The organism is Daejeonella sp. AP26 (genome assembly GCF_056680515.1).
Map to the genome: position 1 here is coordinate 4468286 of NZ_CM155286.1, position 13473 is coordinate 4481758.

General features: G+C 44.2%; 14 protein-coding genes. 4 read left to right on the forward strand and 10 right to left on the reverse strand.

The genetic code is table 11. The features are described from left to right. Positions 1-9: 9 nt before the first annotated feature. Positions 10-720, reverse strand: coding sequence for a ferritin-like domain-containing protein (locus tag AC1MCB_RS19030; protein ID WP_479966304.1), 711 nt, complete (start codon positions 718-720; stop codon positions 10-12). Between the two features lie 444 nt (positions 721-1164). On the opposite strand from AC1MCB_RS19030, the gene AC1MCB_RS19035 reads away from it, so the two are divergent. Together AC1MCB_RS19035 and AC1MCB_RS19040 are read left to right on the forward strand one after the other, a co-directional pair. Further along, positions 1165-1350, forward strand: coding sequence for a hypothetical protein (locus AC1MCB_RS19035; RefSeq protein ID WP_479966305.1), 186 nt, complete (start codon positions 1165-1167; stop codon positions 1348-1350). A 110-nt stretch (positions 1351-1460) separates the two neighbouring features. Further along, positions 1461-1634 carry a hypothetical protein gene (locus AC1MCB_RS19040; protein WP_479966306.1) on the forward strand — a complete coding sequence of 58 codons (174 nt, stop codon included), beginning with the start codon at positions 1461-1463 and terminating at the stop codon, positions 1632-1634. A gap of 110 nt (positions 1635-1744) precedes the next feature. Here the strand turns inward: AC1MCB_RS19040 and AC1MCB_RS19045 are convergent, their stop codons facing one another. Then, positions 1745-2932, reverse strand: a complete 1188-nt coding sequence (locus tag AC1MCB_RS19045) for an MFS transporter (RefSeq protein ID WP_479966307.1) — start codon at positions 2930-2932, stop codon at positions 1745-1747. 304 nt (positions 2933-3236) lie between these two features. Here AC1MCB_RS19045 and AC1MCB_RS19050 point away from each other — a divergent pair, with 304 nt between their 5' ends. Beyond that, entirely contained in the window at positions 3237-4823 is a 1587-nt protein-coding gene (locus AC1MCB_RS19050; protein ID WP_479966308.1) for a membrane dipeptidase, read from the forward strand. Between the two features lie 39 nt (positions 4824-4862). Here AC1MCB_RS19050 and AC1MCB_RS19055 read toward each other — a convergent pair whose 3' ends face one another. The 8 genes from AC1MCB_RS19055 to AC1MCB_RS19090 all read right to left on the reverse strand — a co-directional run bounded on the left by AC1MCB_RS19055 (position 4863) and on the right by AC1MCB_RS19090 (position 11244). Further along, positions 4863-5063, reverse strand: a complete 201-nt coding sequence (locus AC1MCB_RS19055; protein ID WP_479966309.1) for a YqaE/Pmp3 family membrane protein — start codon at positions 5061-5063, stop codon at positions 4863-4865. A gap of 22 nt (positions 5064-5085) precedes the next feature. Continuing rightward, complete coding sequence (locus AC1MCB_RS19060) at positions 5086-5433, reverse strand: hypothetical protein (RefSeq protein ID WP_479966310.1); 348 nt, start codon at positions 5431-5433, stop codon at positions 5086-5088. A gap of 300 nt (positions 5434-5733) precedes the next feature. After that, positions 5734-6234, reverse strand: a complete 501-nt coding sequence (locus AC1MCB_RS19065; protein WP_479966311.1) for a DinB family protein — start codon at positions 6232-6234, stop codon at positions 5734-5736. A 63-nt stretch (positions 6235-6297) separates the two neighbouring features. Beyond that, on the reverse strand, positions 6298-7254 hold the full coding sequence (locus tag AC1MCB_RS19070; RefSeq protein ID WP_479966312.1) for a helix-turn-helix transcriptional regulator: 957 nt from the start codon (positions 7252-7254) through the stop codon (positions 6298-6300). Positions 7255-7324: 70 nt separating this feature from the next. Next, positions 7325-7822 (reverse strand): DUF4251 domain-containing protein, encoded by a 498-nt coding sequence (locus tag AC1MCB_RS19075; RefSeq protein ID WP_479966313.1) that lies wholly within the window; start codon positions 7820-7822, stop codon positions 7325-7327. 493 nt (positions 7823-8315) lie between these two features. Beyond that, on the reverse strand, positions 8316-9761 hold the full coding sequence (locus AC1MCB_RS19080) for a glycosyltransferase family 2 protein (RefSeq protein ID WP_479966314.1): 1446 nt from the start codon (positions 9759-9761) through the stop codon (positions 8316-8318). Further along, positions 9758-10837: a HEAT repeat domain-containing protein gene (locus AC1MCB_RS19085; protein ID WP_479966315.1), complete on the reverse strand. Its 1080-nt coding sequence runs from the start codon at positions 10835-10837 to the stop codon at positions 9758-9760. The genes AC1MCB_RS19080 and AC1MCB_RS19085 overlap by 4 nt, the downstream gene beginning before the upstream one ends. Before the next feature lie 29 nt (positions 10838-10866). Further along, on the reverse strand, positions 10867-11244 hold the full coding sequence (locus AC1MCB_RS19090) for a response regulator transcription factor (protein ID WP_479966316.1): 378 nt from the start codon (positions 11242-11244) through the stop codon (positions 10867-10869). A gap of 785 nt (positions 11245-12029) precedes the next feature. Here AC1MCB_RS19090 and namA point away from each other — a divergent pair. Beyond that, positions 12030-13097 (forward strand): NADPH dehydrogenase NamA, encoded by a 1068-nt coding sequence (gene namA, locus AC1MCB_RS19095; RefSeq protein ID WP_479966317.1) that lies wholly within the window; start codon positions 12030-12032, stop codon positions 13095-13097. Positions 13098-13473: the final 376 nt, after the last annotated feature.

The window sequence follows — 13473 nt, forward strand, 5'->3', positions numbered from 1 at the left end:
ATCGTCGGTTTAGGTAGTAGGTAAATTACTTGCGTTTATTTTAGTCTTAATATAGGTTCCGGCAATCGCCAGCACCTCTGCCGGTGTACGAACCACATCCAGTCCGTTTGCATCAACGACGTCACTGTTGGCAAAAGTTCCGCACTGAATAAGATCGCGGATATATGCGGCATGACGTGCTTCTACCGAAACAATCTTACCGGCCAGCAACAGGTAGTCGGGAGATTCAAGAAGTTGTCCGGCACCGTTATAAGCCGATACCCCCAGATCTTCAAATGCCTTTGCTGTTGCAAGCACACTATTACGGCTGCTAAAATCAATTGACGAAAAGTTAACCTCTAAGGCGGGAATAGCTTTATTGCCAAGTGCATTTTTAAAGAATTCCCGGTGGGCAACCTCGTGGCGTGAAACATCGATGAAGTAGGCTTTCTCATCCGCAGAAATGCCGGAGTAAGGAGTTGCAACAATCTGTAGGTAAAACGCCGCTTCCAGTTGCTCAAGCGCATAGGCGTAATTCAGGATACCGATGTCGCCGCTGCCAAGATCGACACCGTCATCATCCATAATCATGTTTCCATCTTTTTTACAACCTGCCATAATCAGGGTTGCCGCTGCAACACCGGCACCGGTGTATTGCAGAAAGGAGCGCCGTGCCATTTTTTTGGCGGTTAAATCACCGTCTACCGACAGTGATTTCTCAGAGTACTTTTCTTTTTCCATGTGTTTACATTGATTGGATTAGGAATTATTAGTTATCAGGTAACTTATTAATCAATGAACGAGGTTTTTTAACCCACGGATTTCTAAGGATGAAAGAAATATTAACTTTTGGTAGTATTCCGGAAAATTCAATGGTTATCTATGTTCACACAGACCAGAGGTATTTAGTCTACCTGAAAAGAGGTACCACCGGAAAAGATTCGGTAACAATTATTTTGCAAACGCGAGGGATTTGTTACTTCATACCTCTTTTCAGATCCTAAGGACTGCCTCTGAAGCCTGTTATGCGCTTTATCTCTAATCTCTAAAGCCTGGTAGTCAAAACTTAACACCTAATCATAACCTCTTCTTCGTAGTAGCTTAATATTTCGGTATTAGTTTTGTAATTGCAGATTACCATCTTAAAAAACCTTGTTTAAACCTGAATAACCTGTTTATAAAGCCATGTTAGAATATGTTAAATTAATTTTGCTGAAGGTCAGTTTCGACAAAATGCTGTTTGAGAAAGAATTAATGAAAGGCTTGAAGATGCTTCAAAAGGAGGAACTGTTGAATCTTAAACAATGGTGTTCCGGGCGTTTCAGTGACATGCACTTGCTGATTGTCAACAGGGCGTTTGCAACGGTTTAGTTGTTGTCTTTCAATATTCAGTCGTCAGCGTCGGCCATTAGTTAACTGCTAAGATTGCTTTTAAAATATTGTGCTACATTTAGAGGGAAACCATCCCTTAAACAAGATTTATGAAAGCACCTTCGGCACCCTCAAAAATTATCTGGTACACTGGCTTGATAACCGGTATCCTTGGAATTGCAGGTCGTTATATTGATGTCCCGGTACTCACAGAAAACAACTACGTATTGCTACTCGTTGGATTCGTATGCCTGGCGATAGGTACTAGTTTTAAGAATATATAGTTGTTAGGTATTAGCTGTTAGCAATTCGGTATCAGCAATTAGCTTGATTTGCGATTTGAAGATTGTCATGGAATTTCTGTCAATAGCAAGCTTTAACACCTACAACCTACCTAATCCAACGCCCTTACTTTGGAAGCGAGGAAGGTAACGAGCAGTCCGAAGCAGCCTATTACCGCGTATGAGTAGCGCAGGTTGGAGAGTGCAGAAATATAGCCGATCAGGGGTGGTCCCATTAGAAATCCTAAATAGCTAACGCTGGAAACCATTGCCAGGGCCATGCCCGGCGAAACCTTTTGATTTCTGCCTGCAGAACTGTACACGGTAGGTACTATACTTGAGACTCCCAGGCCGACGAGCATAAAGCCGATTGTAGCCGGAATAATAAGCGGGAACACGACGGAGATAAGCATACCGCTAAAGATAACTATGCCACTGATTTGAATGGTTTGCCTGCGGCCTAATTTGGCAATTACACCGTCTCCAAGAAATCGTCCCAGGGCCATCATAACCATAAAGGATGCATAACCAATGATCACCAGGGAGGAAGGTGCCTGGACAATGTCTTTAAAGTAAACTCCGCTCCAGTCAAACATGGCACCCTCGGCTGCCATGCTGCAAAATCCGATAATTCCCAGCTGCAGTAAAACTCCTTCGGGCTTTACAAATAAGCTTGATCCGGAAGATGTGCCGGTACCTTTGCCCGGTACCAAGTGCTTATAATTGAAGAATACGTTGGCGAAGATAAGTATGGCAATTATCCAGAAATGGAGATAGGGTGAGACGTGCAGGTTGATCATGAGCAATCCAATTAATGCCCCGCTGAATCCTGCAATGCTCCATGCGCCATGAAAGGAAGTCATAATTGGTTTTGCAAAAAGCTTTTCCGCCTCAACTCCCTGGGTATTTAGTGCGATGTTGCACATATTTCCTATTACTCCGAACAGGAATAACATTAGCCCTAATTGCCATGCGGATGCAGCAAGGCCGATATTGCTTAATGCCAAAACATATATTGGCACGGAGACCGCCAGGACAATGCGACTGCCAAAACGGGTAACCAACCGACCGGAAATGGGCATCGTTAGTAGCTGCCCAAGCGGTAATGCCAGTAAAATGCTGCCCAGGACTGCATCGGATAATTGCAGGCTGGACTTAATATCAGGAATACGGCTCGCCCATGACGCAAAGCTGATTCCCTGTCCGAAATAAAATAATGAAACCGCCAAACGAATGCGGTTGGGACTAAGGGTATGAGATACAGCAACGTCTTGCTGCTCAATTGTTTTGCTTACTTCCAAATTGCGTTGTACTCTTAAATATCGTGCAAAACTCCGCAAATTAATTTGAAGACTGGCTTCGGGCTAACTTTTTGACTTTGAAGTGTTCGACCAGACAATAATCTGTGAAAATCTCGTAATCTGTGTTAATGATATTTTGTTTGCGAAAAGGTTCACCACAGATTCACAGATTATTTATTGGAAAATCTGATCAGCCAAAATCTTCTGAATCTTAATGATTCTGCCCTTTTATTTATAGGTTTAATAAGCAGAATGTTATCGACCATAACATTCAGCTCACCAACGTGTTTAAATCCTTAATCAGATGCCTTTCTTCGATCTGCATGTGCACCCCACTTTGAAATCTATGCTTAGCACCAGGGAAGCTAAAACGAATCCCTGGCAGCTGATTGACATCAAAAAGATCAGCTGGTTTGTGCGCTGGTGTACCGATTTTAAGAGCATCCTGGGTTCACAATCCAATCCCGCGCAGCTGCTTGATGGTGACTGTAACCTTGTATGCATTGCGCTGTACGTTCCGGAACGGGGGATGACAGAAAGTAGACTGTTGAACAAGCAGGCTTTGAAGACTAAACTCAGGGTCTATATTGACCCGGGGCGCCTTGAAGAAATCAACTCCGGGGCATTACGCCCGTATCCTGACCTGGTGAAGGAGGACCTGGCGGTGCTTACTAATCCTGATCAGTTTGGCATAAACGCTAAAGAAGTTATCCCGCTCCTTCCTGATGTTCTTTATAACCCGGACGGTAATTCGTCTCTGTACGTTGCTTTTACGGTTGAGGGATGTCATACGTTATCATCAACGCTCGACCGGCATGCAATAAACCGGGAAGAGGTGCTGCGCAACCTGGATGACCTTTGCACAAATTACCCGGTGATCGCCCTGAATATTACCCACCTGGAACAATATCCGTTTTGCAATCATGCTTACGGAATCCTGTTTGTCAGCACCGATGATTTCAAACCCAGTGGCAAGGAGATCTCAGAAGACGGCATCGAGATAGTCAGGCATTGTTATAACCGGAACATCCTGATTGATATAAAGCATATGAGTCTTGGAGCGAGGAGGAAGCTCATCGAAGATGTTCGCCTGCGCCCTGATTTTGCAGCCCTCAACCAGCCGTTGATCTGCTCACATGCGGGGTTTACGGGTCTGACTTATAATGACATCCCGGATTATATTCAGCATCAATCGATAAGTGGAAAAGACTTTTCGTACCTTTTGTGGAATAAGCCAAAAAAGTACGGGACCTATCCTACGGTAACGGCTTTCAATCCCTCCAGTATCAATCTTTATGATGAGGACATCATGGCGATACTGAATTCAGGAGGCATGATTGGACTTTCGCTGGATAAGCGGATACTGGGTTTCTCCGAAGCCGACAGCCGGCCAGTAGCAATCAATGAGACTACCTTCGAAGAAGAATATATTTCAAATGAGGAGTTGAAATACTTTGCCAGCCGTGCACCGCTCAGCCAAAAAATGAACGACTATTACTGCATCACCACAGAGGAGGTGCTTGCAGGTGGTGTAGTAAACCCTGACGCCAGTTTTTATCACCTTTGCCACTTTATGTCGCACTTGCTGCACCTCATTAGGGTAGCAGGAGATAACGGCTATGACGTCCGCACAGCTTTAAAGCAAGTTTGTATAGGTTCTGATTTTGATGGACTAATCAACCCGGTATGGTGCTGTAAAAATGTGACGCGACTCCAGGCATTTAAAGCGGAACTGATCAGATATTTCCCCGGATATGCAAGGAACAACCGGGATGTGGTGGTTTTACCGGAAGGTTTCGATATAAAGGAGTTCGCAGAGCAATTATTTTTTGAGAACGGGAGAGATTTTTTGATGAAAAGGCTCTCGCTCCTGAAGCAGGTAATTGTTTAGGTCGATTCGCTATGTCGAAGTACTATTTTTTAAAGCGTTTTAAGCAGTCTTCTTTCTGGTATAGCGGAGTAATTCGTGATGCCGACCCTCAGCGTAATAGTTGTTTACTACCAGGATCGCGTGAATAACTCCGGGTATCCAGAAGCATATCGTCAAAAGGACGCTTAAGATAAACGCTCCAGGTTTTCCGGTTGTAAGTACCGCTAACGGCGGACAGATGATGCAAAAGAAGTATCGCATAGATTCTATATTTATAAACGAATTACTGCTCAAGTGAAAACAAATTGCTGTCGTTAGGATCTCCCCATACCATTGCCGGCGCAGGAACAAGCGGTGCATTCTTTAACCGTTCAATAGCTTTGATGTCTAAGTCACCGGGATTTCCCCAGATCATAGCGGGTGCTTCAAATAACAGGTAAGGACTGCTTTTCAACTTGATGACACTTGAGGAATTGACATCACCCGGATTTCCCCACTCCATTTGTGGATTGCTTATCAGGGTCGGACTACTTAATTCGGCTTCCCTGGTTGTGTCTGGTGATACGCTGGCAAAGGCGCTAAAAGACAGTGCTGCAATAAATAGAGTGCTGATTGTTTTTAAAGTTTTCATGGTTTTAAATTTTAAGTATCGTTGATTTGTTATTCAAATGTAGCCCGTGCAAGCACGCCGGGCAATCCGAAACTGGCAGGCAACATTAACAAATCGGTAAATACCCAAATTTCTCCGGTGAAGTATTTTTTGCGGCGAGGGAAGATTAATTTTACCGGTAAGTCCGCTTCGGAATTACGGTATAGATGGCGTTCCAGCCCAGATTAGAGTTGGGTAAGCGGGGATTGTTAAACACCCCGCTTGTGCACGCTGTAAATTGTATTACAACAGTCGATTATGTTTCGAGAAACAAGTGCTCTTTCAACTAAAACTTTCCTCGTCAGCACTTGGGCCATAGCTGCCCGGAATTGGGATGTTCAGTAAGCGTAGGTAAACACCTAATTGTGCCCGGTGATGAACCGTTTGGCAAAAGGACATACGGATTACTTCATGTTTTGCTGTGGTGCTGTATATGGTTTCTCCGTTACGCAACGTCCAGTCAGGAAGCAAAGATTCTTCGGTAGCCTGATTTAACGCAGCCATGCCCTCACTTAAAGATTTTTCAAAAACTTTCAGAAGATCATCATTTGTTTCTATTACCGTGGGAGTATAATCCATGGCCGCAAAGTCCAACTCTGAAGTTTCCAAAGCCATCTTTGTCCAGCCAGGCAGTTCAGCAATATGGACAGCAAGGCTTCTCATCACCATGCTTTTAGGATGAGGTCTGTAATCCAGATCTTCCGGCCTTACCAGTTTTAGCATCTTGCGGGTGGTGTTCGCTTCATGCTCCATTTCCTTTTTAAATAACGCTATAATATCCATGGTTTTTAATTTATGGTGCAAGTTGTAAACCAACTATGACAACCCTATGTCAGCAGAGAAGATTCATCCTTTTATCTGTAAGTTTTTTTCGATCATCAAAAGCCTTTCAAATAAGTGGGTTCGTAAGGATTCAGGAGATATTACCTGGGCGACGTCGGCAAAGCTGAGAAACCAATAGCTGAAATTGGAAATTCCGGGCGACAAGAAATTCATTTCCACCCATTCGCCGAGAATCCTTTCTTCAACCAATCCCTGGTAATATTTCTGCTCACCCAGGTATCGGTGAGCGCTGGTCTTTACTTTGATCGTGATAGGGATCAGTGGAACTTCGGGATATATCGTATTGATGAAGTCGCTAAGCGGCGGATGACAGGGGGTGAAATTTTCGGCTTTGGGGTGTATATTGTGCATCCGGTCAAAGCGGAAATCGCGGTAATCTTCTCTTAAGCGGCAGTAGGCTATCAGGTGCCAGAAGTTGTCGAGGTAAAATATACCAACCGGTTCTATATCGCGTTCACTTGTACTTTCGGCATAAGCGGGGAGATATTTCAAAGATAATACTTTCCGGGCGGCGATGGCTGCAATGATTATTTGCAGAGGATCTGTTACCAGGGGATTGTATCGCTGAGGCCTGCTACGGAGTACCTCGATGCTGGATTGCATGTTTTCTACAAATTCTCTTTCGGTGACCTTCAGTACAGAGCGGATTTTGTCCATTGCCGAGCTGTAATTTCTACCAGAGCTTTGATCAGCCAGCTTTCCCAGAAGCTTTTCAGCAGTGATCAGAGCGGTCACTTCTTCCCGGCTAAACATCACAGGTGGTAATTTATAGCCATCGGCAAGTGAATAGCCTTTCCCTGCTTCACCAATAATAGGAACGCCCGCCAGCTCTAATGTTCTGATATCCCGATAAACGGTACGCAAACCGATCTCAAACTTTTCGGCAAGGTCTTGTGCGCGGATCCTTCTTCGGGATTGTAATTGAATTAAAGTAGATGATAAACGATCCAGCCGATTCATGATCAAATCTGCAAAAAGTAAATGAAATACGTGAAGTACTAAGCTCTTACATTATCTGCCGCCTGCTTTCTTATTGCTTTGTCGGGATACTTCTGATCTGGCCGTAAAAGGAGATAGATTGCCTGGAGTTGAAGCGTACATTTAAGTTAGCATAGCCGCTTGGTGAGACATTGAAAATAAACTCCTGGGCATCGCTTGCATTATCAAGTTTAATACGGATCAGCGTATTCCCCCTATTACCGGGTTCGCTGCTGTAGGCAAATTTAGTGGCTGTAAAATCGAGGGGACCTTTCCCCGGATCAATTGGAGCTGAATGAGCGACTCCGTAGTAAGGGAGGTATGAGGATAACGATTCTTTACGGACAGTGAGCGCGTAATTGCTGATCGGGATAGAGCGCCCAGCCTGCGGTTGTACCGTCTGAGGTATGAACTGGTACATTCTGCTTTCCAGCAATTTCTTTACAGCCGCTTCCTTTGCATTTTGCCTAGAAGGCCCCACAGGTTTGCATTGACCAGTTAAGATACAAAGCGGAATTAGCAATAACAGAATAAACTTTAAGTTTTTCATGATAGTGTTACGTAAGAACATTCTGACTTTACCGGAATGTGATCGCATTAAGATGAAATGCATTCCAGCGGATTTACTGTTCCCGCTTTTACTGATGATTTAGTTAAAACGGAAAGGCAAAGTTTTAGTTTTTAATTTCATTGTGCGGAGCTATCTTAATCCGGGCAGTGGGGCGCCTCGCCGTTTGTCTCCACGGTCTGTGGCGGCTTAATACTGTTATTATCCCATCGCTTTTAGGTTGGCTGAGCATTTATAGTAAGGGGCTAAGCAGATGGATTAAAGTTGAGGAAACACTGCTTTATAAAGACGGGAAATTTCTGCCAGGCAGTCTGAAGGAGTGCCTGCTTTCGGATGGCGACCTGACGGAAATGTACTGCTTAACGCTAACGTGGACGATCTGGAGAAGGTTAAAGAAATAATAATGGAACGAAGCGGCAGAGTGAGTGTGGTCCTCAAAGATCAATAATGTTCAATATACTGGTTTTCTTCAGGATTAGGCTGCGGTTACATTTTCCGTTTTCTTTTCTGTAGAAAATCCCTGGCGGGTCATTTCTCCCCATGAGTTCTTTTTTCTCAGAATATCCACAAAGCCCATTATTGCTGACCAAACCACAAAAGGATGGAACGTAAAAGGTTCCAGGAAAGCGGTTAAAATCAGGTTCAGGATATCTTTTGGACGCTTATACTGATGGTAGGTCACCACTTCCATGAGGATGGCAAACACAGAATACAAAAAACCAAAGCTGAATATTAATGAAAGCAGAGTTATAAAAAAGCCCCAGTCAACAAGGCCAGAAATGCTTAAAATGAGCAATATGATTAATCCGAAAAACTCCACTATTGGTGCTAATAACTCAAAAAAGAACCAGTAGGGGTAACTCACCAGGCCGAGAAACCCATAGCGGGGATTTAAGAACATCACTTTATGGAAACGCAGCGTTTCAATTGTTCCGCGCGTCCAGCGATTACGCTGGCGGCCGAGTATTTTGAATGTTGCCGGCGCTTCGGTCCAGCACAGCGGATCAGGAATAAAGGCAACTTTATAGGGCTGGTTCAGCTCTTCCATGTACCGGCGCATCCGAACCACTAATTCCATATCTTCCCCGACGGTATTATGGTCATAGCCGCCACACTTGATCACAATTTCTTTATCAAAGGCGCCAAATGCCCCGGAAATTAACAGTAATCCGTTAAACCGGCTCCATGCCATACGGCCCAGCAGAAAAGCCCTGATGTATTCGAGCGTCTGAACCCTCGGTAAGAATTGTTTCGGAAGGTTGACTTTTATGAGCCTTCCACCTTCGATCTCGCAGCTATTAGCTATACGTATTACACCTCCTGTTGCGATAACTCTGCAATCCGGATACTCCAGGAAAGGCTTAGCGAGTTTTAACAGGGCATCTTGTTCTAAAATGCAATCAACATCTATACAGACTACATAATTGTTTTTTGCAATATTAACACCAACGTTGAGTGCATCGGCTTTACCTCCGTTCTCCTTATCAACAACAATTAGTTTACGGTAAACCTTATTACGGCTTTTATAGATGCCGCGTATGTTCTTAGTAGGAATTTGTTGATTGACAAAAAAATCAACTTTGTGCAAATCATAAACTTTAATTAGTTTTTCTAAAGAATCGTCTTTACTACCATCGTTGATAATAATCACCTCCAGGTTATTATAATGAATTGAGAGAAGTGAACGTACGTTTTCGACGATGTTTGCCCCTTCATTGTAGGCGGGGGCCAAAATACTCATGCTTGGTGCTTCGGTAGAACCTGCCAGAATCCGGTAATCTGTAAAGCTGTTTTTCTTAAGATAATTTTTTGTTTCTCCTATCGAAAAGATCCCGATAAGGGTATAGCATAATAAGAGTCCTCCCGAATAGGCCAGAAGACCATAAGTAATCAAATCAATGACAATAGTAAACAAGCTCATGCCACTAATCCCATTTTTATCTCTCCGATGATATCCTTAAGGGGATAACTGTCGGCCTGAGGATGCAAGTTTAAACGGTTAAAGCCTTCAGTACTGATCTTTGCAAGCGCCCGGGCTATGGCTTGTTTCAGGGCTATATTGTCACTGTCAAGCTGATCGATCAAGACCGGAATATCATCGTTTGAACCTATATTCCTTAATACCTGAAAAATAGCCAGTTGCTGCTTCGGGGCCTCTTTTAAGATCCTTCTGATTAAAATATCGGATGTTTCTTCATTGTAGATCTCTCCCAGGGTATTTATTGCCTGTAACCTTACCTGTTCGTCCTCGTCGGCTAAACAGGTAATGATCGTATCATGCAGCTCGAACCGGTGGTGGATCCGCGCAAGCTTCAGAGCGAAACTAACTACGGTCTTATTTGGAGACTTAATCCACTTTTCAATACCGCTAAAATTTTCAGCAGGTACCTGAGATAGCTCATGCAGCAGTTTTATTTGCTGCCACTCGGATATAGGATAGGAAACCAAATCCAGGAAGCGAAGTCCCTCAAAGCCTGAGAATCTAACAATTGCTATCTGCGCCTCCATGCGCAACAGGTCATTGGCATTATTGGTGTACCGGTACACTTTTGTCAGGTGTTCCTTGATTCCCATTATAGACAGCTCCTGGATTACAGGTGCTTTTACATACCACTTGTCGCTCTTGAGCCGGTTTAAAGCATGCTCCTGCAGGTTGAGTTGCCGGTAAAGTTGGGTAAGATTATACCCCGAACTGCCGCTTACAGCCTTTTTGGCGTTTGTCAGCTCGCTGATCAGCAGTTTTATAAAATGCTTGTTCTTTAACAGTTTTTTAAATCGGGGCGTGACCGGCACATTAAGTTCGGCGCCATCAACGTCTTCTTCCGCGAAAATCGCTTTCCTGATCAGCAGGTCGGCCATAAGCTTCCATTTCTGATGTTTGCTGTTTCGCTGCACTCTTACATACATCGAAACAAGAATGAAAATGATAAGGGAAAAAGCGAGGCCGATCAGCGCAAAGTTGGCCAGGTGAAAGAAGTTTGGATGAAAGGTCGTCAACTGAGCAAGGTGATTAGGAGTCAACCAGACTAGGCCACATTCATGACCTTCAAAAGGCCAAATCTTTTAATACGCAGTGACAATTCATTGGGGCTAAAGGGTTTAGTGATGAAGTCGTCTGCACCAAGTTGAAAAGCTTCCATAACAACATCTTCCTGACCCATACTAGAAAGTACAATAATCGGAATTCTGCTATGATACTGCTCACGCACCGCACCTGTAACTTCCAATCCAGAAATGTAGGGCATCATGATGTCGGTGATAATGAGATCCGGCATGTGCTCTGCTATTTGCTTCAATGCCTCACGTCCGTCCTTCGTGACGATAACTTCATGGCCGTCCCGCTTTAAACGGAATTCTATTGTTTTCCGCATTAAATCATCATCTTCGGCTATTAATATCCTCATAATCCTTTGATACGGAAAATATCCGGGCAAGGTTCGGAAATTTCAGCTGTTTCTTGCGAATAAAGACAGTGTGAGCTGTTTTGACTCGATATAGCTTACATGAATTAATAACTTCTTATTTGAATTAATATCTTCATCGCAGGCGACAGAATTAACGTTTTGGAACATTAACCGCTCTTCCGCGCTTTACAGGTTTCCCCTCCGTAGCATTATAGTGGATTATGAAATGATTCGTGAGTGGCTCCCGCTCCGGAGAGCTCCGTGTTTACGTAAATGTGCTTCATCCGCCCTGGCTTCGAACGGACTTCCTAATTTTTTCCGATTAGTGCTAATCACTTAAAGTTGCCAGTGTTTTATCATTTGCCGATGTTCTTATATGGACTTATTTTGTTAATGTGGTAAGAGTTAGATGGACCTTGAGCCTGTAAGCATCCTGTTATATACTACTGAAGCAAGGCAACTATTTCTATCTTATAAATTCAAAGGGTATTACTACTTACCATCCGTACTATGGCTTATGGCCGTCGGTTACAACCGGAGTTGCTAAAGTAATGGGTTATGAGTCATTTTCCAATACTGCACCTTTATCGATCTGAGAGCACTATTGCAATGATTATTACCCAATGCTGACAATTAAGTCATCAGTTTTGACGGCCGCGAATTATCCGGTAGATGCTTTGATCCATCGTGATAGAATACTTGTCAATCATGATAAGAATATTGTGCTTCATGTTTTGAAAACACAGATTAGCGGATTAATGTTATCAGGGCATAGCTGATTTACTATGTCTCTATTATTTAGCCCCCTTGACCTTCGAAGCCTTACGCTGAAAAACCGCATCGTGGTATCTCCTATGTGCCAGTATTCAAGTGAGGAAGGCTTTGCCAACGACTGGCACCTGGTACACCTGGGCAGCAGGGCAGTCGGCGGGGCAGGGCTGGTTATTGCGGAAGCCACCGCTGTATCACCGGAAGGCAGAATTTCAGCTTCTGACCTGGGAATCTGGAGTGACGAGCATATCCCCCACCTTAGAAGAATAACAAACTTTATTCATCAGAATGATTCATTGGCGGGGATCCAGATTGCTCATGCCGGAAGGAAAGCGAGTACACTTCCCCCCTGGCTGGGTGGCCATTCTGTAAAACCAGAGGAAGGTGGGTGGCAAACGTTCGCGCCCAGCGCCATAGGTTTCCGTGAAAATGATCAGTTACCGAGGCCGCTTACAAGTACAGAGATACGTGGCGTAATCGTTGATTTTGCAGCGGCTGCAGAGAGGGCAGTGGAAGCAGGGTTTAAAGTTCTCGAAATCCACGCGGCTCATGGATACCTGCTGCATCAGTTCTTGTCGCCTTTAACCAATGGGCGCAGCGATGAGTATGGCGGTTCGTTTGAAAATCGTATTCGCCTATTGATTGAGGTAGTGGAGGCGGTGCAAAAGGTATGGCCTGCCGATCTTCCTCTAATGATCCGGATCTCCGCCACCGACTGGGCGGAAGGAGGGTGGGACATCGCACAGTCGGTACAGCTGTCTAAAACTTTAAAACAGATCGGCGTTGACCTGATCGACTGTTCTTCAGGAGGACTCATCCCGAACGCAAAGATCACCGTGGGTCCCGGCTACCAGGTTCAGTTTTCAGAACAGATCAAAAAAGAAGCGGGCATCCTGACCGGTGCTGTTGGTCTCATCACCTCTGCCGCACAGGCAGAATCTATTCTGAATACTTCAAAGGCAGATGTGATCATTCTTGCGCGTCAGTTATTGCGCGACCCTTATTTTCCGTTACATGCAGCTACTCAATTACAGCAGGACATTAAGTGGCCGGTACAATATGACCGGGCAAAATTGCGGTAATTGATGTGCTTCGCTGAGATAAGGGACGGTTCTGTTTTGTATCTCCGGTCTTCGATTTGTCGATCGACCGAGTGACGGAATAACGAAAAACTAACCAACGATTAACCAATAACAAAGCAAAATGGCACAAATTAATCCCTATCTAAATTTTAATGGCAACTGTGAAGAAGCCTTTAATTTCTATAAATCAGTTTTTGGTGGGAGTTTCCAATGATCAGCCGGTTTAAGGACATGCCTCCAGCAGAAGGACAACCAGCGATGAACGTTGACGGCGATAAGATTATGCATGTGAGTTTGCCCATCAGTAGGTGAATTACGATTACCTAACGGCACGGATATTAAGATAAATATTTATTTCTACCAACGTATTACCCCT